The sequence below is a fragment of the Rhodoferax sp. genome, assembly GCF_012927445.1.
Taxonomy (GTDB): Bacteria; Pseudomonadota; Gammaproteobacteria; order Burkholderiales; family Burkholderiaceae_C; genus Rhodoferax.
Genome location: NZ_JABBPD010000007.1, coordinates 529967 through 552676, shown reverse-complemented (window position 1 = coordinate 552676; position 22710 = coordinate 529967). Strand labels below are relative to the sequence as shown.

Below are 22710 nucleotides of genomic sequence, written 5' to 3'. Positions count from 1 at the left end.
GAACCCAACCCTGCTGAAATGGGCGCTGAGGCGCCCATTTCTTTCGCGCCTCTTTGGTGACAATCAACGTTTAGTTTGAAAGGGGTTTGTATGAAAAAATTGCATCCGATCCTGCTCGCTGCCGCCTTGGCCAGCGGCGCGTGGGGCGCCACCGCGCAGACCCTGAAGCCCGGCCTCTGGGAAATCCACAACACCATGACCAGCAGTTCGGGGGAACTGGAAAAAGTCATGGCGGAGGCGCAAAAGCAGCTCGCCGGCATGCCGCCGGATCAGCGCAAGAGGATGGAAGACATGATGGCCCAACAAGGGGTCGGCCTGGGCGCTGGCGCCGGCACCACCGCCGTCAAGATTTGCATGACCCCGGAGATGGTGACACGCAACGACATCGCCACGCAGCAAGGTGACTGCCAGCAGACCACCGCAGCCCGCAGCGGCAACACCATGAAGTTCTCGTTTGTCTGCACCCAGCCACCGTCCAGCGGCGAGGGTCTGGTGACGTTTCTGAGTCCGGTGGCGTACACCCTGCAAATGGCGCTCAACACCACGGCCACGGGCAAACCCGAAAAAATGAAACTGGATGCCTCGGCCAGGTTCCTGGCCAGCGAGTGCGGCCACATCAAGCCGCTCAGCCCGCCCAAAAAGTAACGCCGCTGGCTTCAGACGGGCCGGGGCCGGCCACCAAAGATGGCGGTGCCGACCCGCACCAGGGTGCTGCCGGCGTGAATGGCGGCTTCCATATCGGCACTCATGCCCATCGACAGCGTATCGAGCGCCAGACCTGCTGCATTTAAAGCATCAAATACGGCCTTAACCCTCGCAAACAGGACGCAAGCAGCTACAAAATCAGGAGCAGGCTCGGGAATGCTCATGATCCCGCGCAGTTGCAGGTGCGGCAAGGCGGCGACGTGCCGTGCCAGCGCCAGCGCCGCCTCGGGCGGCACGCCCGATTTGGTGTCGCCGCCATCGACGTTGACCTGAAGGCACACCTGCAGCGGCGGCAGGCCAGCGGGGCGTTGCTCGCTCAGGCGCTGCGCCACCTTGAGCCGGTCCACCGTGTGCACCCAGTCAAAGTGCTCGGCCACCAGCCGTGTTTTGTTGCTCTGGATCGGGCCAATGCAGTGCCACTGCAGCGGCAAATGGCGCAGCGCGGTGATTTTCTGCAGCGCTTCCTGGATGTAGTTCTCGCCAAACGCGGTCTGGCCGGCGGCATGGGCTTCGGCCACCGCCGGCGCGTCAAAGGTCTTGGAAACCGCCAGCAACGCGACGGCATCGGGCGCCCGGCCAGCGGCAAGACAGGCGGCGGTTATGCGGTCGCGAACGGTTTGGAGTTGGGTCTGAATCATGGTCATAATTACAGCCAAGCGTAACAAAGGACAAGGCACTTCGTGGACATTACCCAACTACTGGCCTTCAGCGTCAAGAACAAAGCCTCCGACCTGCACCTTTCGGCCGGCCTGCCGCCCATGATTCGCGTGCATGGCGATGTCCGGCGCATCAACGTCGAGCCGCTGGACCACAAGATGGTGCACGCCATGGTGTACGACATCATGAACGACACCCAGCGAAAAACCTACGAGGAGTTCCTGGAGATCGACTTTTCGTTTGAGATTGACGGCTTGGCGCGCTTTCGGGTCAATGCCTTCAACCAGCAGCGGGGCGCTGGCGCCGTGTTCCGGACCATTCCCAGCAAAATCCTGACGCTGGAGCAGCTGAACGCACCCAAGATTTTCTCCGACCTGGCCCTGAAGCCACGCGGCATGGTGCTGGTGACCGGCCCCACCGGTTCGGGCAAGTCCACCACGCTGGCCGCCATGGTCAACTACCTCAACGAGACCGAATTTGGCCACATCCTGACCGTGGAAGACCCGATCGAGTTTGTGCATGAGTCGAAAAAATGCCTGGTCAGCCAGCGCGAGGTCGGGCCCCACACGCTGAGCTTTGCCGCCGCCCTGCGCTCGGCGCTGCGGGAAGATCCGGACGCCATTCTGGTCGGCGAAATGCGCGACCTGGAAACCATCCGCCTGGCCATGACGGCGGCCGAAACCGGGCATCTGGTGTTCGGCACGCTGCACACGTCGAGCGCGGCCAAGACCATTGACCGGATCATTGACGTGTTTCCGGGTGAAGAAAAAGAGATGATCCGCGCCATGCTGTCCGAGTCCTTGCAGGCGGTGATCTCGCAGACCCTGTGCAAAACCAAGGACGGCCAGGGCCGGGTAGCGGCGCACGAAATCATGCTCGGCACCAGCGCCATCCGCAACCTGATCCGCGAAGCCAAAGTAGCCCAGATGTACTCCAGCATCCAGACCGGCAACAGCGTCGGCATGCAAACGCTGGACCAGAACCTGTCCGATCTGGTCAAACGCAATATCATCAGCCCGACCGAAGCTCGCTCTAAAGCCAAGATTCCCGAGAACTTTCCCGGCTAACACCCAGCCGGCAGACCCCCGCCAACCTTTTGGAGCGCGCCATGAAAGGACTCTTCGGATTCCTCCTTAAAAAAAACAAGATCGAGTCCAGGGACGATCAACCCGACTCCATGCTGTTCACCACGGCTTTTGCCGGGCTCGGCCTGGACGCCAACTTGCTGGTGCCTTGGGAGGCGCGTGCCGTCGAGGTCGGGGCCACCCGATTGAGCCCCAGCCGTGGCACCAAACTGCTGCAGGGCCTGTGGGCCAAAGACAAGTACATGCACTTGCTGGACCAGGACGCGATTGGACGGCTGGAACGTTTCTTTGCCTTCGCCACGGTAGCGGCCGACCGTGACATCATTCGGCAGAATGAGTACGGCAATTTCATGGTGGTAGTGCTGAGTGGCAGCATTGCCGTTGATCGCGTCCAGCCGTGGGGCGAGCGTCTGCGCCTGGCCGAAGCCACCCCCGGCGAGATTCTGGGTGAAATGTCATTGCTCGACAGCGGCATGCGGTTTTCAGCTTGCACCACGCTGGGCACGTGCGACATCGCTGTGCTCAGTGCTGACGCCATGGATGAAATGCTGAGCGCCGACCCGGCGCTGGCCGCCAACCTCATTGCCCTGCTGGCCCGCAAATTATCGCTGCGGCTGCGCGTCGTCAGCGCCCGGCTCAGCGACAACAAATGATTTCCGAAAGCAGAACACCCCATGGAACGTGATCAAGCCAGTAAATTCGTCAATGACCTGCTCAAACTGATGAGCAGTCGCAACGGCAGCGATTTGTTCATCACGGCCGATTTTCCGCCCGCCGTCAAGGTGGATGGCAAGATCACCAAGGTTTCGCCCCAGCCGCTCACCGCCGCCCATACCCTGTCGCTGGCGCGCTCGGTCATGAACGACCGGCAGGTGGCCGAGTTTGAGCGCACCAAAGAATGCAACTTTGCCATCGCGCCACCCGGCATCGGACGCTTTCGCGTTAACGCCTTTATCCAGCAGGGCAAAGTCGGCATGGTGTTGCGGGTCATTCCGCTGAGCGTGCCGACCATTGATGGCCTGGGCGTGCCGCAGGTGCTCAAGGATGTGGCACTGGCCAAGCGCGGCCTGTGCATTCTGGTCGGTGCCACCGGCTCCGGCAAATCGACCACGCTGGCGGCGATGGTGGACTGGCGCAACGAAAATTCGTACGGCCACATCATCACGATTGAAGATCCGATCGAGTTTGTGCACCCGCATAAAAACTGTGTGGTGACGCAGCGTGAAGTCGGGCAAGACACCGACAGCTGGGGTGCGGCCCTGAAAAACACCCTGCGCCAGGCGCCCGACGTGATTCTGATGGGCGAGATTCGTGACCGTGAAACCATGGAACACGCGGTCGCCTTCTCGGAAACCGGCCATTTGTGCCTGGCCACCCTGCACGCCAACAACGCCAACCAGGCGCTGGACCGCATCATCAACTTCTTTCCCGAAGAACGGCGCTCGCAGTTGCTGATGGACTTGTCGCTCAACCTCAAAGGCATGGTGTCACAGCGCCTAATCCCGAAACAGGACGGCAAAGGCCGCACCGCGGTGGTCGAGATCATGCTCAACACGCCCCTGATTACCGACATGATTTTCAAGGGTGAAGTCTCCGAGATCAAGGAGGTCATGAAGAAAAGCCGCAACCTGGGCATGCAGACCTTTGACCAGGCCCTGTTTGACGCGTTTGAGGCCAACCTGATCACCTATGAAGACGCCCTGCGCAACGCCGATTCGGTCAACGATCTGCGCCTGCAGATCAAACTCAACAGCCAGCGCGGCCGGGCGCAAGACCTGAGCGCCGGCACCGAAAATTTCGCCATCGTTTGAACAACCCACTCACCATCACCATGACAAATATTGCCAACAAAACTTACGAAGCCACGCCAGCCCGTCACGTTGCCTTTCTGGGCCTGGGTGTGATGGGCTACCCCATGGCCGGGCACTTGGCGCGGGCCGGCCACCAAGTCACGGTGTACAACCGAACCGCTTCCAAATCAATAGCATGGTGCGCAGAGTTTGCGGGCGCTAACAGCCCAAAACATGCAGAAACACCGAGACTCGCGGCGCAACAGGCCGACCTCATTTTTTGCTGTGTCGGCAACGACGACGATTTGCGCAGTGTCACCTTGGGCGCGGATGGCGCCTTTGCCGGCATGCAGCCGGGTGCCGTGTTTGTGGACCACACCACCGCCTCCGCCAGCGTAGCCCGCGAGCTGTACACCGCCGCTAAAAACCTGGGCCTGCGCTTTGTCGACGCACCGGTGTCGGGCGGCCAGGCCGGGGCACAAAACGGCCAGCTGACCGTGATGTGCGGCGGCGACCAGGCCGCGTTCGATGCCGCGCAGCCCGTCGGCATGGCGTTCTCCAAAGCCTTCACCCGGGTCGGCGAGAGCGGTGCCGGCCAATTGGCCAAGATGGTGAACCAGATTTGCATTGCCGGGCTGGTGCAGGGCCTGAGCGAAGCGATTGCCTTTGGCCAGCAAGCCGGGCTCGACATGAACCAGGTGCTGGAGGTGATTGGCAAGGGCGCGGCGCAGAGCTGGCAGCTCGACAACCGCGGTAAAACCATGGTGGCCGACAAATTTGATTTCGGCTTTGCGGTGGACTGGATGCGCAAAGACCTCGGACTGGTACTGGACGAAGCCAAGCGCAACGGGGCGCGCCTGCCGGTCACCGCGCTGGTGGACCAGTTTTATGCCGATGTGCAGCACATGGGTGGTCAGCGCTGGGATACCTCCAGCCTGATCAAGCGGCTAAGGTAATCCGCCCCAGGATGGGCAGCCGCCGGTATGGCGCTGCCCCCCAACGGGCTGATTTTCCGGCGGACGGCCCGGCGGAAAATTGCCAGGTACCGTGATTATTTTTTAGTTTCGACGGGATCCGGTTTGGGCAGCATGTTCGCCAACTCATCTTCGCTGATGAGTTCCAGCACACGAACCACTTTCTGGACACCGTCGGTGCCGCGTGCAATATCGGTTGCCCGGTTCGCTTCGCGCTGGGTCACCCGACCCATCAAATAGGTGGTGCCGCTCTCGGTCACGACTTTAAAAGAATTGGCATACAAATCTTTGGCATCCACCATCGAGGCCTTGACCCGGCCGGTCACCAGCGCATCCGACGCGCGCTGGGTCAGCGTGGCGTTGCCCAGAATTTTGAGCTCGTTGACGACGGCGCGTACGTTTTCAACCTTGGTGACCACCTGCTCCACCAACTGCTTGTCCTGGGCACTCGGCACTTCACCCGTCAACAGCACCTGGCGGTTGTAACTGGTGACGTTGACGTGAACGCGATCGCCCAGATTGGCGCGCACGCCGCTGGCAGCGTGCAGCTCAATCCCTTCGTCTTCAATCTGGGTGCCCGGGGTCCGGCGGTCGGTTGCTATCAGCGAACCCATCACGGCGCCACCGACGATGATCGGCGCACAAGCAACGAGGCTGCCACCGAGACAGGCGGTCAGAGCCAATACCGTCACGAGTTTTCGAGTTGCAAATTTCATATTTCCTGATCTCCAAGTAACTGAGCGTCCACGGCATCGCAAATACAGTGCAGCGCCAGAATATGGACCTCCTGAATGCGGGCAGTTCGCTCATGGGGCACACAAATGTGCACATCCGTATCGCGCAGGGCATGGGTCATCTTGCCGCCACCGCGCCCGGTCAGGCCCACAACCACCATTTCGCGTTCGTGGGCGGCCTCAATCGCGGCCAGCACATTGCCGGAATTGCCACTGGTCGAAATGGCCAGCAACACGTCGCCGGGTTGCCCGAGGGCACGCACCTGGCGTGAAAAAATGGCGTTGAAATCGTAGTCGTTGGCAATGGCCGTGATGATGGAACTGTCGGTGGTGAGCGAAATGGCCGCCAACTCCGGCCGCTCCCGTTCATAGCGCCCCACAAATTCGGCAGAAAAGTGCTGCGCGTCAGCGGCGGAACCACCGTTACCGCAGGCCAGCACTTTGCCACCGCTGGTGACGCAGGTCAGCATGGCCTGTACGGCGGCCGCAATGGGTTTGCTTAGGGATTGCGCGGACTGGTATTTCAGATCGGCGCTGTCAATAAAGTGTTGTTGAATTCGTTGCTCTAGCATGGGGCCGATGATACCTGCGTCAGATGTATCAAACTGTAGGCTGCCCGCTCAGGACGCGTCAAACGCCGCCTGCAGCCACTCGATGCCACCCGACTCCAGCAGCACCACATCAAAGCGACAGGGGGGTGGTTCGCGCAACCGCATCAGGTAATGCCGCGCCGCAAAAATAATGCGGCGCTGCTTCGGGTGATTGACACTGGCGGCCGCCCCGCCATGGCTGGCGCTCTTGCGTTGCCGCACCTCGACAAAAACGCAAGTGCCGTCAGGCGCGCACATGATCAGGTCAATTTCGCCACCGCCGCGCCCGGGCGTCCGATAATTGCGCTCCACAAGGCGCAGACCGGACTGCTGCAAATAATGCAGCGCAGCATCTTCGGCTGCATCGCCTACCTGTTTGGTCGTGCCGACCTTGGCCTTGATTTGAGGAAATACCATTGACTTCTACTTTTGCCTCAGCCTATTCATCTGCCTTACGTGCCGCGTTTGAAGCGGCGGGTCATCAGAATTATCCGCCCGGCGCACTCTACGTGGTGGCCACACCCATTGGCAACCTGGCCGACATCACGCTGCGGGCCCTGCATGTGCTGGGCTTGGCCGACACGATCGCCTGCGAGGACACGCGTCACACCCAGGCCCTGTTGCGCGCCTATGGCATTGACAAGTCCAGCGCCCAACTGCTCGCCGTGCACCAACATAACGAGGCCGAAGCAGCGCAGACCGTGATTGACCGCCTGCGCCAAGGCCAGCGGGTAGCCTACGCCAGCGACGCCGGCACCCCCGCCATCAGCGACCCTGGAGCGCGGCTGGTGGCTGCCGTGCGCTTGGCGAGCTTGCCGGTGGTGCCGCTGCCGGGTGCCAGCAGCGTGACCGCCGCCTTGAGTGTGGCCGGCATCGCAGATGACGGCGCGCAGCATGGCGCCTTTGTCTTTGTCGGCTTCTTGTCCTCCAAAGCCACCGAGCGTGCGACGGCGGTGGAGGCCCTGCGTGGCGAGGCGCGTGCCGTGGTCCTGCTGGAGGCGCCGCACCGGATTGAAGCACTGGCCAGCGCACTGGCCGCGCTGGGAACCCGCGCCCTCACCATTGGGCGCGAGTTGACCAAACAATTCGAGGAAATCACCACCCTGAGCGCAGAAGGTTTTCCGGCCTGGTTGAGCCAGGACGCCAACCGCCTGCGCGGCGAATTTGTCTTGGTGCTGCACCCGGCGCCGACAGAAGCACACAGCGGGCCAGACACCCGCGTTCTAAAGCTGCTGCTAGAGCAGCTGCCACTCAAAACTGCCGTCAAGCTGGCCGCCGATATCACCGGCGAACCCCGCAATGCCCTCTACGAATTAGCCCTGGGTCTGAAAGAGGTTTAAGCCGAGCTGGTGCAGATGGTTGAAGAGGGCCTGAATCGTCGTCAGATGCCGGAGGATAGTGAAGGACTGGCATCGGCCAGTCAAAAAAGACAGGCAACACCTTGCCGTGCTGCCTGTCAATTTAGCAGGCTTGGAACATCAGCTTCACAAATGACGGGGGGCCAAAAGCTGCTGGCTGGCGGGGATTGAACCCAGTGCTCTTTCCCCTGTACATCACCTAAAGTTGAAGCCCTCGTTTTGAGCGCGTGCTAGTCATTGACAGTTGCTAACAGGCTTCCACCCGGTTGGATTAGCAGAGTGTCTCTGGTACTCGTGGACATGAACCTCGCTGACTTTGCTCATGATCGGACCGCCCCCGTTCAGTCGCTGCAGATCCGGCGAATGAAATACTTCCGGCATTTATTTACATTAGCCCAAAAACTGTCGGATTTTTTTACAGAGACGCATGGACCTATCGTTAAATCAGTAACAAATGCTATATGAATCAACAGGCTGAGTATGTTGGCCTCAATCTTGCACTTCAGGCTGTCTACAGTTAACTTGGAGCCTGTCATGTTCAAGAGATCAAATTTCAAGATATTTAAAGCCGCACTAATTATGGTGTCCGCAGCATTGAGTACGGGCATGGTCCAAGCCACCGTCTTGCAGTTAGCGCCAATCAACACGCTAACAACGACCACCTATAACGGCTTTCAAATTCAGTCCCTGGATTTGAACCAGCAGTGTTCCGCCGCCGGAGATGCACGATGCCTGCCGAGCGGCCCCTACCCGGTGCAATCCTCTCCAGGTCAGATTTACGACCAGGCTATTGTCCTGAGCGGCGTCGTTAACCCTCAAGTGAACAACATGCCCAGTCCGTTTCCGAACGGCTCCAGTGTGGACAACCCTTTTGAGACCCCGAACGGCGCTACGAGCACTTCATTTGTCATGAGTGGCGCGAATGAGCCAGTCAATACGTTTACCGGTGACAAGCCTGGATCGTGGGAGGTAAAGCTATCTGACCTGGTGACTTATTTGAACGGGCATGGCCTCGTCTTCTTGTTTGATAACAATCAGCAAGGTGGCGCTGTTAACCAGGCAATTTCCATCTGGGGCCAAGTCAACATCACGAATGCGGCCGGAGTGAGCCAGGATTGCGTCCAGTTCAGTCTGGGGAGCGGTTGCAGCAGTTTGCCACCATCTCTGGCGTCCTACGTACCCGCAGTTGGGAATTACTGCGTGAATAGCGTTACCGGGGCCTCCTATGCAATTGGTACCGCGCAATCGAGTGACTGTAGTGCCGGTGATTATTATGTCAATGACAACCTGAGCACCTCTAATGCTGAATATGCCGTATTCAGTTCTTACCTGAATAATAATTTGCAGACATGGGCGAATGCAGGTTATTTCATGTCGGTGGATGTGCGTTATTTTGGCAATAACGCTGGGTATGAACAGTTGTGGATTTGCAGCGAATGCACGATCGCACCAACAAACAGGGTGCCAGAACCTGACTCGCTTGCGCTGCTCGGTGTTGGCTTGCTTGGTCTGCTTTCAGTGCGCAGACGCAGGCACTGAGTTGTTCCAATATCCTGTCAATCAGAACCCCGCTGCAGCGGGGTTTTCTTTTCCACAGATGTACAACCTTTGAGACTACGTTAGCGTCGCCACTATTTTCTAGCCACGTATTGCGGCATTGACGTCGACGGAGACAGATCTGGAAGATGTGCGCATGGCACGGCGAGATCAATATTGCAATCTTGTCCACCTGCCACGTCGGTTGCCACTTTCGCTGTAAACCTGCGAGCGGGGTGCGTCGCAAAAGAATCAAAACAATTCAAGGGCTGAACCTAGCCAGGCACTTGGGGCGACGCCAGCCAGCAGCACCGGTGAAACCGGCTTGGCAATATGTAGCTCATGCGTTCCGGTTGACGGTGAGAATTCGCGCCTCGCTGCAAGCTTGCGCAGGTGTTTAGGCACGGCAAGTCGCACTCACCCCATGCCACCACGTCGGACAATATGACGGCTCATAAAACATACGCCTTTGTAGCAAGCGACGCAGAATGCAAAAAGTCCTTGAAAATCAAGGACTTAAATACATTTGGTGCGGCTGGCGGGGATGGTAAATGAGGCTGAAACCCGCATGAACACTAGCTTTCTTGGTATTTGCTTATTAAAGTACCGTTAAAAGTACCGTCGAAAAGAAAAGTGCCTAAATGTTGCTCATCTAATGCCGTGCGCAACCTGGCTTAGTTGTTAACCCCACAACGGGTTGCACCATCGACCCTCCGATTGTGCACACTTGTCTGATGTACTTGGCCGATTCCCGTCAGAGTTCGCTGCTGCGCAACTCTGTTAGATTGGGTGCGATTGCCCGCCTAATGAGGGATGACCGAGCTTACCGTCCATTCAGGCAAGATTTTGACTATGTGCTTACTCGATGGATGCGAGTCACAGGAACTGTATTCAGGCATATTTCCCAAGCGTTATTGAATAAACCATATTGGAATCATCATAAATGAAAGCCTCTGAATATAATTTCTCCATATCTTTTTGCGATGCAATTTATTACTCAGCAGAAGACGTTGTAAAAATAATAAGCGAAGCAACCGTCCTCCATCAGCTATGCAATATGCCAGATAAAATGGATATTGCAATACACCTGGGACTATTGGAGAAGTCGGAGAGTGAGATCGATTCCATCGTCAAAGTGCAAAACGTAGATTCCACTACAGAGCCATGGTTAGCCTACCACAGCACAGTAAAAGATATTTATCACGAAGAAGAGTTGCGCGATCAAAACTACTACTTCATGGATCGCATGATTAAATCAGTTTTAAATCATGAAATTGAATTCTGGAATGTTGATGCTACAAAAGTAATAGATCTATCGAGTACTGATCTTGGACTAAAACCAAAAGTAAAATCTCCTGAACCAGTATCCGTAGAGTATGCTTTGAAAAAAATTGAGGAGCACACAGCTTCCATTCTGGATGGCTCATTTGTGCAAGCATTCAAAGACAAACCTAAAAATCAAAGTATCTATTCACCTCTGCATCGGACAGCCAGATATCAGCGCCAATATGATGATATCGACTACTGGATAAGTCGCTCAACACTATACAAATCTGATTTAATAAAGTTCTGTGAAAGTCAAAAAATTGAATCCAATTTTGACGACTTAGATAAAGATATCAAGCCAGGCATACCAGGCTTGATACCAAACATCAGCATTGGGAAACTAGCAATTAGCATTGCTTGGGATATTGAACAAGAAACCAAAAGATTTGCAAAACCAAAAGAAGTAATTGCTATTTTGCAGAAATTTGCAGATGAGGGAAAGCATAGCGAATTCCTGCACAAAAAGCTTCATAAGGGTGTGGAGTGGTTTACTGATAAATCCGTATATAAGCCGTACACACTCGGTGGTTGCGGCACAGCATTAAGAGCGTGGAGGAAAAGTAGAGTCAATAAGTAAGGACCATCTTAGTAAACCAACAATCAAGTCTTGTCGAAACTACCAAGTCGAACCATTCGATTGAGGTGGACGTCCTCGACGAGGAGCATTCTGATCTAAAGGTTTGGGCATCCAGCTCTTACCAAAAGTACGGAAATCCCCTGAGTCTGTCCTGCCAGACTGCATGTCAAATACAGTGCATTTTTTGGCTATGTAAGTCGCAACCTTTTCAATCAGGTTAATGCGAAGTAATACATTGTCACGATGAATCATGCCAATGCCCAGGTTACCTTGACCTTCCAATTTAACCTTATCGAAGTTGCTGATATAGCAATGTCCATGACCGTTGGCAATCGTATTCCATAAATCACGTATGGCCATGCCAAGGCCGACATCATCACGACGAACAGCGCCGTTATATAGCGCAAGTAGATGATAGTGATATCCACCTCCTTGCTCTCCATACTCAAGACACCAGGCGTACCCTAGCAGGCCTTCAAAGACTTCTGGATGATTCCTCCTGTCTGTAAGTAATTGCTCACGATGCATCTGCACGATTTCAAGTGGAACTGATTCAGCAACCTCTTTTTTGTATCCTAAATCAATCCTCACTACCAGTATTCTTGAATGACGTTCAAACAGTCGATTAATCAACTTCGCTAGCTCTGACATATTTCTTTTAGCACGATAAAGTAATTCGTCAAGCGTACGATGATCGTAAGCTGTTGTATCAAATTCAAAATTACTGAAATCGTAATGCTGCCTGTTTGTGTTCATGATTTAATTTCCTGATTTGTTTATAAATGCATCGACTTCTATCTTTGCAAATAATTGGACAGTTCAGTATTTTTTACATTGAACAACTTCTTACCATTGAACGCATTACAGTATCCGATAGTAGAGCTAACACCAGCACAGCAACCATCTCACTCCTAGAAGTTTTAGACGATTCTTATATGAACTCAATACCATAAAACATGCAATACCAGCCTACTATAATAAGAATACCTTCAAACCAATAATAAAACAAAACCTCTTCAATGCAAAAGCAATGAAATAACACTTCAGCGCTAGCAATTAAAGATATTGACACCAATAAAACAGTCTCCAGGATTATGAAATCATCTGCTCAGATATTTACTTCATTTTCGTGACCTATAACCGTAGAGAAGTCCATCCTTCAGGCCGATATATGGCCTCAGAAAAATGGCTTATGAAGTGTTTCCACCTATCCTGAACGCAGCTGCCGACGTGGGCTAAGTGCTCAGCCAGTCCATGTTGCATATTGGTTTTCACAGCCAAGCATGCTCAGGCTGCTGGAGAGCGCTCGTTTGAGTCCAAAGTAAGGCAACTTTGCTGGTTAAGATGCCTCAATGACCGGTGGTCAGGGAGTCTTAGAAAAATGAAATTAATCGACAACATCAATGAGTTGCTGGGTGATGACTTCAAAAAGTCGATCAAGCCTGGCGCACGCCTGAAAGTTGCTGCCTCTTGCTTTTCCATCTACGCCTTCGAAGCCCTCAAGCGTGAGCTGGAAACGGTTGAATCGTTTGACTTCATTTTCACAGCCCCCACCTTCGCCGCAGATGCCGTCACGGATGCCGCCAAGAAGGAACGACGCGAGTTCCACATTCCCAAGACTGACCGGGAACGTGATCTGTACGGCACTGAATTTGAAATCCAGCTCAAAAACAAGATGACCCAAAGGGCCATTGCCAAAGAGTGTGCTGACTGGATGCGTCGTAAAGCCAGCTTCCGTAGCAACCGTGGCACCGCACCCATGCAACAGTTCGCGGCGGTGCAACAACAGTCGGAATCAGCCGTTTACATGCCTTTGCATGGCTTCACGGCAGTGGACTTGGGTTACCAGCATGGTGATGCCGTCTCCAACATCGTCAACAAGTTTGATGAACCCGCACACACCGGCATTTTCCTGAGTCTGTTTGACCAAATTTGGAGCGATCCGTCCAAGCTGGAAGACGTCACCACCCGTGTCTGCGACCACATCGCCTCGGTGTACCAAGAAAACTCGCCTGAACGCATCTACTTTCTGATGCTCTACAACATCTTCAATGAGTTTCTGGAAGACCTCACTGAAGACGTACTGCCCAACGACCGTACCGGCTACCAAGACACACTGGTTTGGCAAAAGCTCTTTAACTTCCAACGCGATGCCGCCACCGGCATCATCAACAAGTTGGAGACGTTTAACGGCTGCATTCTGGCCGACAGTGTGGGCTTGGGCAAAACCTTCACTGCCCTGGCTGTCATCAAGTATTACGAGTTGCGTAACCGCTCTGTGCTGGTGTTGTGCCCCAAGAAGCTGGCCGACAACTGGCTTACCTACAACCGCAACCTCAAAACCAACATCTTCGCCAAAGACCGGTTTAACTATGACGTGCTGTGTCACACCGACCTCCAGCGCACGACAGGCGAATCATTTGGCATGCCGCTGAATCGGGTCAACTGGGGCAATTACGACCTGGTGGTGATTGACGAGTCGCACAACTTCCGCAACAACGACACGTACAAAGACAAGGAAACGCGCTACCAGAAGCTGATGAACTCCGTCATCAAGCAAGGGGTCAAAACCAAGGTATTGATGCTCTCGGCCACGCCGGTCAACAACCGCTTTAACGACCTGCGCAACCAGCTGGCCTTGGCGTATGAGGGCAATGCGTCACAGTTGGGCGGCAAGCTGCGCACAGAAAAAGATGTTGACGAGATATTCCGTCGAGCGCAGACCGTCTTCAACAATTGGGCCAAGCTGCCACCGGATGAACGCACGGCCGACGCCATTTTGCGAACGTTGGACTTTGACTTTTTCGAGCTGCTGGACAGCGTCACCATTGCCCGCTCACGCAAGCACATCGAAACCTTTTATGACACCAAGGACATTGGCAATTTTCCTGAACGTTTGAAGCCACTGTCATTTCACTGCCCACTGACACACCGCACAGATGTCATTGGCTTCAATGAAATTTTTAACCGCCTCTCCATGTTGAAGTTGGCGGTGTATGCACCGGTCAGTTACATCCTGCCCAGCCGCATCAAAAAATACGAAGACATGTACGACACCAGTGTGGGCGGCGGTGGCGGCAAGCTCAAGCAGGCCGACCGTGAGAAAAGCCTGCAAGCGTTGATGACCGTGAATCTGCTCAAACGTCTGGAAAGCTCGGTTGAATCATTCCGGTTGACCTTACAAAGCCTGCAAAAAAACCACCAAAAAGCACTAGCCAAAATTGCCAGCTTCAAGCAAAGCGGCAAGGCCGCCACCATTGACGACACGCTAAGCGCCTATGAAGACGCTGACTTTGATGACGAAAACCTGCCCGACCTGGATGATGCCGGTGAGCACAGCACGGGTGGCAAAGTCCAAATTAACTTGGGTGACATGGACCTGCCGTCATGGGGCTATGACCTGCAAAATGATCTGGACGTGATTGAAGCCATGCTCAAAGAGATGGCAAAAATTACCCCTGCTGAAGACGCCAAGCTCCAGCACCTGAAAGCACAGATTGAGCACAAGCTTGCCAACCCAATCAATCCCGGCAACCGCAAGCTGCTGATATTCACGGCATTTTCCGACACAGCCAACTACCTGTACGACAACCTGGCAGACGGCTTGTTTCAAAAACATGGCTTGCATACAGGCAAAGTGACAGGCTCAGACACACCCAAAACCACATTGAAGCTGGCGGTGAACCCACGTCAGGGCATCGACTTTCAAACCATGCTCACGCTGTTTGCACCTCGTGCCAAAGAAAAGGCAGCCATCCTGCCCAACGAACCGGGTGAGATTGATGTGTTGATTGGCACCGACTGCATTTCAGAAGGCCAAAATCTGCAGGACTGCGACACCGTCATTAACTACGACATTCACTGGAACCCCGTGCGTATCATTCAGCGGTTTGGTCGTGTGGATCGCATTGGGTCACCCAACGCTCGTATTCAGTTGGTCAACTACTGGCCTGACATCTCCCTTGACGAATACATCAAGCTGAAAGAGCGGGTCGAAAGCCGCATGATGATTGCCGACGTGACCGCCACGGGCGATGACAACGTTTTGTCAGCCCAAGCCAACGACGTGGCCTACCGCAAAGAACAATTGCGTCGTTTGCAAGAAGAAGTCATTGAAATGGAAGACCTGAAAACCGGGGTGTCCATCACCGACCTTGGCTTGAATGACTTTCGCATGGACCTGCTGAACTACGTCAAAACCAATGGTGACCTGTCCCGTCTGCCCAATGGGCTTCATGCCGTTGTCCCAGCCGATGTCGACAAAGGCTTGCTGCCTGGCGTCATCTTTACCCTGAAAAACCGCCAGCTTGGGGTCAACAGCGGCATTCAATCCGGTGCCAGCACACCGCAGCACAACCGACTGCACCCGTTCTATTTGGTCTATATCGGGCATAACGGCAACATCATCACGCAGCACACTGAAGTCAAACGCCTGCTGGACTTGGCACGAAGCGCCTGTAAAGGGCGCAGCTCACCTGTTGTGGATGCTTGTGTGCCGTTCAACGCAGCCACGGATGATGGTCGCAACATGCAGGTGTATTCCAACCTGCTGGATCAGGCGATTCACTCCATGATCGAGCGGGAACAAGACCAAGAGCTTGACAGCCTGTTTTCACCCGGAAAGACCACGGCCCTGACAAAGACCATTGCGGGACTGAATGATTTCGAGTTGGTCAGCTTTTTGGTGATTCAGGAACGGGCATGAGTCAGGCAAGCGCTCTATTTGCATGGCCACTGCAGGCAGCGGTCAACCGACCCGTGCCAAAGAACAAGATCTACGCACACACCCAGCCGACCGCTGCTTTGCGTGCCCTGTTTGTTGCGCAGGTGGAGCAAATCACCTGGGCCTACAAGCTCGCCCCTGAAACCATCAACTTACCCTCCAGACCATCTGTGCCAGAAATCGACGTGTTCGAGCTGACGCTGAAAACCCCAGAACTCAACCATGCCGTGTTGCGTTGCGTTGACAAAGCCATGCCTCGGCCCATGCTGTTCAATCTACGCTTTGAAGGCCGCACACAAGCTGTCGCGGCATTCAAGCGCCCTAGTGAAGCCAACCCCGGTCAGTGGGTGGTAGGCGACTACCATGCGACACCGTGGCAAATCGACAGCCTGGCTCGACCCGGTTTGCCAATGGCGCTGGACTTGCAAGGTTTGTACGAGCAATTGATCCGCCAGCATTTGGCTGTGCCTGCTCGTAAGGATGAATCATTGCGGGAGCAATTGGATCGACTGTCCGCACTGTCCACCAAGCAACTTGAAGCCCAAAAAATAGCCACCCGCTTAGCCCAAGAAAAGCAGTTCAACCGCAAAGTCGCCTTAAACGCCGAACTGCGCGATCTGCAACAAACCATTGATTCGTTGGCTGCATGAAAATGTCTCCATCAGCTTCAAGATGCAGCTATATTTTCAATAGCTTCTTACGCACTATCCATAAGGACTAGAAGCCTTTTTAGTGCCTATTCGTCAAAGACAACCGTTCGCCATGCAAAAACTCAAACTTCACAGCCCTGACATTACGCAAGCCAATATCGACAAGCTGGCTGCAATCGCTGACATGTTTCCCAACTGCGTCACCGAATCACTGGATTCAGAAGGCCAGTTGAGCCGCAGCGTTGACTTTGACCAACTGCGTCAGGAACTGTCCTCCAGCATTGTGGAGGGCCCACAGGAACGTTACCAACTCAATTGGCCCGGTAAGCGTGAGGCGTTGCTGACGGCCAATGCACCCATTGCCAAGACCTTACGTCCTTGCCGTGCGGAAAGTGTGGACTTTGACACCACGAAAAATCTGTTTATTGAAGGCGATAACCTGGACGCGCTCAAGCTGTTGCAGGAAACCTATCTGAATAAGGTCAAGCTGATCTACATCGACCCACCCTACAACACAGGGAATGACTTTATATATGCGGATGATTTTGCAGAAGACTCCGAAGACTATTTCCGAAAATCCAATCAGAAAGATCACGCTGGTAATCGATTAGTTGCTAGCTCAGAGACTAATGGTCGCCGTCATTCCGACTGGTTGAGCATGATGTATTCAAGATTGAAGCTGGCAAGAAATCTTCTCCGTGATGATGGATTAATCATCATTTCTATTGATGAAAATGAAGTGCATAACTTACGGAGAATGGGCGAGGAAATATTTGGAGAAGAAAATTTCGCAGGCGAAATAATTTGGAAAAATAGCAGCAAGAATGACCAAGCATATATTTCAATTCAACATGAATATTTGCTATTTTTTGTAAAAACAAAATCAAGAAATCTAGGGAAATGGGAGGAAAAGAAGGAGGGAATAGATGAAATTTATAAAGCCTTTGAAGGATTTAAGATTAAGCACGGGGATAATTGGAGAGAAATTCATAGTGAGGCTTTGAGTTGGTATAAAAAATTTCCAGAATCTAACCCGATCTACTCCAGTAAACATTACTCATGGATGGATGGAAAAGGTGTTTATTTTCCTGCAGATATTTCCGGACCGAACGTTGGACAATACGTCTACGATATTGAACATCCAATAACGAAGAAAACGGTAAAGCCGCCATCTCGTGGTTGGTTTTGTCCAAAAGAAAATTTGTTAGATTTAATTAGTAAAAAACTTGTCCATTTTGGTGACGATGAGACAACGGTCCCATGCCTGAAGATTCATCTTAAAGAAACTGAATATAAGAGCTTAACAAGCATTCTCTTTAAAGATGGTCGCGCTGCCTCTAAACGACTGAAATCTCTGTTTGGATTAAATATATTTACAAATCCAAAAGATGAATCGGTATTGACCGAACTGATGAAGGCTGTAGGCATCAAAAATGACGACTTAGTTATTGATTTTTTTGCAGGCTCGGCTACGACAGGACATTCTGTTCTTAATCTAAATATGTCTCAGAATAGCAACTGTAGATTTATATTGATTCAACTTCCAGAAGATTTGAATTCAACTTACAAGGTGGCAACTGGACTGAGCAAGAAGGTAGTAAAAAATGCAATTGATTATCTCAACAGTAAAGCCCTTTCACTAAATATTTGTGAAATTAGTAAAGAAAGGCTCCGTTTATCAGGCTCTGCAATTGTTAACGACCCCAGTGGTCAAATGGCACTGGCATCATTAGATATTGGTTTCCGCGTCCTAAAGATTGACAACTCGAACATGAACGAGGTGTACTACACGCCTGACGCTATATCGCAAGATCAATTGGCTGGGATGGTTGACAACATACGCGCAGATCGAACCTCTGAAGACCTGCTGTTCCAGGTGCTGCTGGATTGGGGTGTTGACTTGGCGCTACCGATTGCACAGGAAACCATTGCAGGCAAACCGGTGTTCTTTGTCGATGGCAACGCACTGGCAGCTTGCTTTGAGACAGATATCAACGAAGACTTTGTCAAGCTGCTGGCTAAACGTTCGCCTCTGCGAGCGGTGTTCCGTGATGCTGGTTTTTCCAGTGACAGCGTCAAAATCAACGTCGAGCAAATATTCAAGCTCATGTCGCCCAGCACCGAAGTCAAAACGATCTAGCCCTATGCGCCTCAGCTCTACACAAATTTCTGCCATTCGCACCAGCGCAACCCAGCTTGCCGGTCTTTCGGCGCGGGTCTGGCTGTTTGGCTCACGTGTCCGTGACGATGCCAAGGGGGGCGATGTGGACTTGCTGCTGGAACTGGACGCACCAGTAACTGAACCGGCTCAACTCTCTGCCCGTTTAGCTGCTCAGGTGTCACGTGCCATGTATGGCCGCAAGGTGGACGTGCTGATTAAAGCGCCCAACCTGATGCACTTACCCATTCATTCCATCGCACTTGCTGAAGGCATTCGTTTATGAAAATCACACCCTCACTGACAGCTCGCCTCGAATTCCTGGCCCGTGTGACCGACAAAGAGTGCCAGCACTTGCTCGATACCGATGGTCGTTTGTTTGGCAACCTGTTCACGATTGAAGATGCTCAAAAAATTGAAGCTGACCCGATTCTGGCGGAACGGCTGGATGCGTTTGTGTCACGTTTTGGACGTTTGCAAGACACCGTAGGCGACAAGCTGCTGCCAGCCTTGCTGACCGCTTTGGCAGAGAAAACCGGTCCTGCCATTGACAACCTGGACAAAGCAGAAAAGTTTGGTTTCATTGAGTCCGCCGATGGCTGGATGGAAATGCGCCGACTCAGAAACCAGATGGTGCATGAATACATTGAAGACTTAGCGGTGTTGGCCAGTGCGCTGCGTAGCGGACACGCTTTTGTACCGGCCCTGGTGACCGCTGCAAGACGCTGCGTCGCAGAAGCACAACGCTTGCTGCAGGCATAGGCCATAACGTCTTTAAAACCCACATGAAACTGAAATTTAAAAAACAGGCCTATCAGACCAATGCCGTTGAGGCCGTAGCTGATTGTTTTGCCGGACAACCCAAATTCACCGGCATTGAATACCGCATTGATCCCGGTCGCACTGAAGACGCCCGAGGTCAAGTAATGGCTGCACTTGAGACCGGTGGCTTCAAGAACTCTGACATTGCCTTGACGCCCGGTCAGGTGCTGGAAAACATCCATGCGGTGCAGCGCAGACAAAATCTGCCACTCTCTACCGCCTTGGTCACCACTAAAGTGTGCAAATTCAACCTTGATGTGGAGATGGAAACCGGCACCGGGAAGACGTACTGCTACGTCAAAACCATGTTTGAGCTGAATGCGCGCTTTGGCTGGACCAAGTTTATTGTGGTGGTGCCCAGCATTGCCATTCGTGAAGGGGTGTTCAAGTCGCTGGAAATCACAGCAGAGCACTTTTTGGATGACTACAAAAAGCGTGTTCGTTGCTTCATTTACAACTCCCGCCAGTTGCACAACCTGGAGAGCTATTCAAGCGACGCAGGCATCAATGTGATGGTGATCAATGTGCAGGCCTTTAATGCCACAGGCAAGGATGCACGACGCATTTACGAAGAGCTGGACGATTTTCAGTCGCGCAGGCCCATTGACGTCATCAGTGCCAACCGTCCGGTATTGATCCTGGACGAGCCGCAAAAGATGGAAGGCGGCAAAACGCTGGATTCTTTGGTCAACTTCAAGCCCTTGGCGGTGCTGCGCTATTCAGCCACCCACAAAACGACACACAACAAAATTCACCGCCTAGACGCACTGGATGCATTCAATCAGAAGCTGGTCAAAAAAATCAATGTGCGCGGCATCTCGGTTAAGGGCCTGACCGGCACCAATGCCTATTTGTATTTGGAGTCGATTGAAATCTCCACCAGTGCCCCGGTGGCACGCGTAGAGCTGGAAATCAAACAAAACACAGGCATCAAGCGCGTGCTGCGCAAGCTCTCTCGCAATGACAATTTGTTTGATGTGTCCCAAGGGCTTGACCAGTACAGAGGCTTTGTGGTGGCCGACATCAACGCCCTGACCAATACGGTGAGCTTTACCAATGGGCATGAGCTGATTGCCGGTGAAGCCACAGGGGATGTCAGTGAATCCGCCCTGCGGCGTATTCAGATTCGTGAGGCGATCAAGGCGCACTTTGAGAAAGAACTGGCTCTGTTTAACCAGGGTATCAAGGTGCTGTCGTTGTTCTTCATTGATGCGGTCGCCAAATACCGCAGTTATGACGAAGCGGGTGAAAAGCCGGGTGAGTACGCCCAAATGTTTGAGGAAGAGTACAACCAGCAACTCAATGAGGTGCTGACACTGGAAGACACGCCTTACAACCGCTATCTAAAGGGCATTGCCACCACGAAAACGCACAACGGCTACTTCTCCATCGACAAGAAAACCAAACGCATGGTGGACCCGGAAACGGGTAAGAAATCAACGGAAACGGACGATGTTGATGCGTATGACTTGATCTTGAAGGACAAGGAACGGTTGCTGTCGTTTGAGGAGCCGGTTCGCTTCATCTTTTCACACTCGGCACTGCGTGAAGGCTGGGACAACCCCAACGTGTTTGTGATCTGTACCCTCAAGCACAGTGACAACACGGTCAGCCGTCGTCAGGAAGTGGGACGTGGCTTGCGTTTGTCGGTGAACCAGAACGGTGACCGCATGGATAACCCGGCCACGGTACACCAGGTCAACGTGCTGACGGTGGTGGCCAGTGAGAGCTACAAAGACTTTGTGACGGCGTTGCAACGTGACATTAGCGATGGTTTGTCAGAGCGGCCACGCATTGCGGACGAAGCTTATTTCGCAGGCAAGGTTCTGAAAACGGCGGCGGGTGATGTGGCGGTGACACCGCAACTGGCGAAGCTAATTTACCGTTACCTGGCAAAAAACGACTACACCGACAACAGCGACAAGATTTCACCGGCCTATCACGAAGCCAAGAAAACAGGCCAACTGGCGGATCTGCCACCTGAATTGGCGCCTTACGCCGAACAGGTGCTGAGCTTGATCGACAGCGTGTTCAGTGATGCCCAGCTGCCCGACATCAGTGATGACCGCAAAGCTAAAACCAACCCGCTAAATGACAATTTCAAAAAGCAGGAATTCAAGGAACTCTGGAACCGTATCAATCGCAAGGCGGCCTACACGGTCCATTTTGAGACCCCAGAGCTGGTGACCAAGTGTGTGAAGGCGCTTGAAAAGGAACTTAAAGTCAGCCCGCTGCAATACACCGTGGTGATCGGTGAGCAAACTGACGATGCCACTTACGATGCGCTCAAACAGGGTGAGTCGTTCAAAGTGACAGAGTCAAAAACTGATTTCCACCGTGCATCAGCCCATTCGGCAGTGAAGTACGACTTGATCGGTCGCCTGGCCGGTGAAACACAACTTACGCGGGTGACTGTAGCGGCGGTGTTGCAGGGCATCAACAAAGCCGTTTTCAGCCAGTACAGAACCAACCCGGAAGACTTCATGCAGAAAGCGGCTCGGTTGATGAACGAGCAAAAGGCCACCGTGATCGTTGAGCACATTGCCTACGATCCGACCGGTGATGCCTATGACATGGACATCTTCACGCAGGATAAGCCGAAGGAAGACTTCAGCAAGGCGGTCAAAGCGAACCATCACATTTACGACTACGTGTTCACCGACTCCAAAAATGAGCGCGATTTCGTGAAAGAACTGGATGCCAGCACCGAAGTGGTGGTGTATGCCAAGCTGCCTCGTGGCTTCTTCATTCCGACCCCAGTGGGCAACTACAACCCTGATTGGGCCATTGCATTCCAGCAAGGCAAGGTCAAGCATGTGTACTTTGTCGCCGAAACCAAGGGCTCCATGTCCAGCATGGACTTGCGAAAGATTGAGGAAAGCAAGATCGAATGCGCCCGCAAATTCTTCGCCAAGATCACGTCAGATCAGGTGAAGTATGACGTGGTGGATGGTTATGGGAAGTTGATGGATTTGGTGATGTGACAGTAGGTGAACAGGTGATTCAATACACGCAAAGCCAAGCT

19 protein-coding genes are annotated in these 22710 nt (G+C 53.3%); 14 read left to right on the top strand and 5 right to left on the bottom strand.

Annotated elements, in window-relative coordinates:
- Positions 1 to 90 precede the first annotated feature (90 nt).
- Positions 91 to 645, top strand: a complete 555-nt coding sequence (locus HHJ17_RS14365; RefSeq protein WP_296496848.1) for a DUF3617 domain-containing protein — start codon at positions 91 to 93, stop codon at positions 643 to 645.
- A gap of 11 nt (positions 646 to 656) precedes the next feature.
- Here the strand turns inward: HHJ17_RS14365 and HHJ17_RS14360 are convergent, their stop codons facing one another.
- Positions 657 to 1349: a YggS family pyridoxal phosphate-dependent enzyme gene (locus HHJ17_RS14360; RefSeq protein ID WP_296506233.1), complete on the bottom strand. Its 693-nt coding sequence runs from the start codon at positions 1347 to 1349 to the stop codon at positions 657 to 659.
- A 36-nt stretch (positions 1350 to 1385) separates the two neighbouring features.
- Here HHJ17_RS14360 and HHJ17_RS14355 point away from each other — a divergent pair, with 36 nt between their 5' ends.
- The 4 genes from HHJ17_RS14355 to HHJ17_RS14340 are packed head-to-tail and all read left to right on the top strand — an operon-like array spanning position 1386 to position 5193.
- The gene (locus tag HHJ17_RS14355; RefSeq protein ID WP_296496844.1) at positions 1386 to 2429 is read left to right on the top strand and encodes a type IV pilus twitching motility protein PilT; all 1044 of its coding nucleotides are present in this window, start codon (positions 1386 to 1388) and stop codon (positions 2427 to 2429) included.
- A 41-nt stretch (positions 2430 to 2470) separates the two neighbouring features.
- A complete protein-coding gene (locus tag HHJ17_RS14350) occupies positions 2471 to 3100 on the top strand; it encodes a cyclic nucleotide-binding domain-containing protein (protein WP_296496842.1) in 630 nt (209 codons plus the stop codon).
- Positions 3101 to 3121: 21 nt separating this feature from the next.
- Entirely contained in the window at positions 3122 to 4258 is a 1137-nt protein-coding gene (locus HHJ17_RS14345) for a PilT/PilU family type 4a pilus ATPase (protein WP_296496840.1), read from the top strand.
- Positions 4259 to 4278: 20 nt separating this feature from the next.
- Positions 4279 to 5193 carry an NAD(P)-dependent oxidoreductase gene (locus HHJ17_RS14340; RefSeq protein WP_296496838.1) on the top strand — a complete coding sequence of 305 codons (915 nt, stop codon included), beginning with the start codon at positions 4279 to 4281 and terminating at the stop codon, positions 5191 to 5193.
- Positions 5194 to 5288: 95 nt separating this feature from the next.
- On the opposite strand, the gene HHJ17_RS14335 is transcribed toward HHJ17_RS14340, so the two are convergent.
- From HHJ17_RS14335 to HHJ17_RS14325, 3 genes are read right to left on the bottom strand one after another with little or no spacing between them, the layout of a single operon-like run.
- Positions 5289 to 5927, bottom strand: a complete 639-nt coding sequence (locus HHJ17_RS14335; RefSeq protein ID WP_296496836.1) for a BON domain-containing protein — start codon at positions 5925 to 5927, stop codon at positions 5289 to 5291.
- Positions 5924 to 6517 (bottom strand): phosphoheptose isomerase, encoded by a 594-nt coding sequence (locus HHJ17_RS14330; protein WP_296496834.1) that lies wholly within the window; start codon positions 6515 to 6517, stop codon positions 5924 to 5926. The genes HHJ17_RS14335 and HHJ17_RS14330 overlap by 4 nt, the downstream gene beginning before the upstream one ends.
- A 48-nt stretch (positions 6518 to 6565) precedes the next feature.
- Positions 6566 to 6952 carry a YraN family protein gene (locus tag HHJ17_RS14325; protein WP_296496832.1) on the bottom strand — a complete coding sequence of 129 codons (387 nt, stop codon included), beginning with the start codon at positions 6950 to 6952 and terminating at the stop codon, positions 6566 to 6568.
- On the opposite strand from HHJ17_RS14325, the gene rsmI reads away from it, so the two are divergent.
- The 3 genes from rsmI (at position 6952) to HHJ17_RS14310 (ending at position 11332) form a co-directional block, all read left to right on the top strand.
- Positions 6952 to 7875: a 16S rRNA (cytidine(1402)-2'-O)-methyltransferase gene (gene rsmI, locus HHJ17_RS14320; protein ID WP_296496830.1), complete on the top strand. Its 924-nt coding sequence runs from the start codon at positions 6952 to 6954 to the stop codon at positions 7873 to 7875. The two genes, HHJ17_RS14325 and rsmI, sit on opposite strands and share 1 nt — an antisense overlap.
- Before the next feature lie 552 nt (positions 7876 to 8427).
- Positions 8428 to 9432, top strand: a complete 1005-nt coding sequence (locus HHJ17_RS14315) for a PEP-CTERM sorting domain-containing protein (protein WP_296496828.1) — start codon at positions 8428 to 8430, stop codon at positions 9430 to 9432.
- Positions 9433 to 10372: 940 nt separating this feature from the next.
- A complete protein-coding gene (locus tag HHJ17_RS14310) occupies positions 10373 to 11332 on the top strand; it encodes a hypothetical protein (RefSeq protein WP_296506232.1) in 960 nt (319 codons plus the stop codon).
- Between the two features lie 39 nt (positions 11333 to 11371).
- On the opposite strand, the gene HHJ17_RS14305 is transcribed toward HHJ17_RS14310, so the two are convergent.
- Entirely contained in the window at positions 11372 to 12088 is a 717-nt protein-coding gene (locus HHJ17_RS14305) for an inovirus-type Gp2 protein (protein WP_296506231.1), read from the bottom strand.
- Between the two features lie 625 nt (positions 12089 to 12713).
- On the opposite strand from HHJ17_RS14305, the gene HHJ17_RS14300 reads away from it, so the two are divergent.
- The 6 genes from HHJ17_RS14300 (at position 12714) to HHJ17_RS14275 (ending at position 22669) form a co-directional block, all read left to right on the top strand.
- Complete coding sequence (locus HHJ17_RS14300; protein ID WP_296506230.1) at positions 12714 to 16037, top strand: helicase-related protein; 3324 nt, start codon at positions 12714 to 12716, stop codon at positions 16035 to 16037.
- The gene (locus tag HHJ17_RS14295; protein WP_296506228.1) at positions 16034 to 16705 is read left to right on the top strand and encodes a DUF4391 domain-containing protein; all 672 of its coding nucleotides are present in this window, start codon (positions 16034 to 16036) and stop codon (positions 16703 to 16705) included. Before HHJ17_RS14300 ends, HHJ17_RS14295 begins: the two co-directional genes overlap by 4 nt.
- A 112-nt stretch (positions 16706 to 16817) precedes the next feature.
- Positions 16818 to 18845 carry a site-specific DNA-methyltransferase gene (locus tag HHJ17_RS14290; RefSeq protein WP_296506226.1) on the top strand — a complete coding sequence of 676 codons (2028 nt, stop codon included), beginning with the start codon at positions 16818 to 16820 and terminating at the stop codon, positions 18843 to 18845.
- Positions 18846 to 18849: 4 nt separating this feature from the next.
- Positions 18850 to 19149, top strand: coding sequence for a nucleotidyltransferase domain-containing protein (locus HHJ17_RS14285; protein ID WP_296506224.1), 300 nt, complete (start codon positions 18850 to 18852; stop codon positions 19147 to 19149).
- Positions 19146 to 19625 carry a hypothetical protein gene (locus tag HHJ17_RS14280; protein WP_296506206.1) on the top strand — a complete coding sequence of 160 codons (480 nt, stop codon included), beginning with the start codon at positions 19146 to 19148 and terminating at the stop codon, positions 19623 to 19625. The genes HHJ17_RS14285 and HHJ17_RS14280 overlap by 4 nt, the downstream gene beginning before the upstream one ends.
- 23 nt (positions 19626 to 19648) lie before the next feature.
- Positions 19649 to 22669, top strand: coding sequence for a DEAD/DEAH box helicase family protein (locus HHJ17_RS14275; RefSeq protein ID WP_296506204.1), 3021 nt, complete (start codon positions 19649 to 19651; stop codon positions 22667 to 22669).
- The last annotated feature ends 41 nt before the right edge of the window (positions 22670 to 22710 follow it).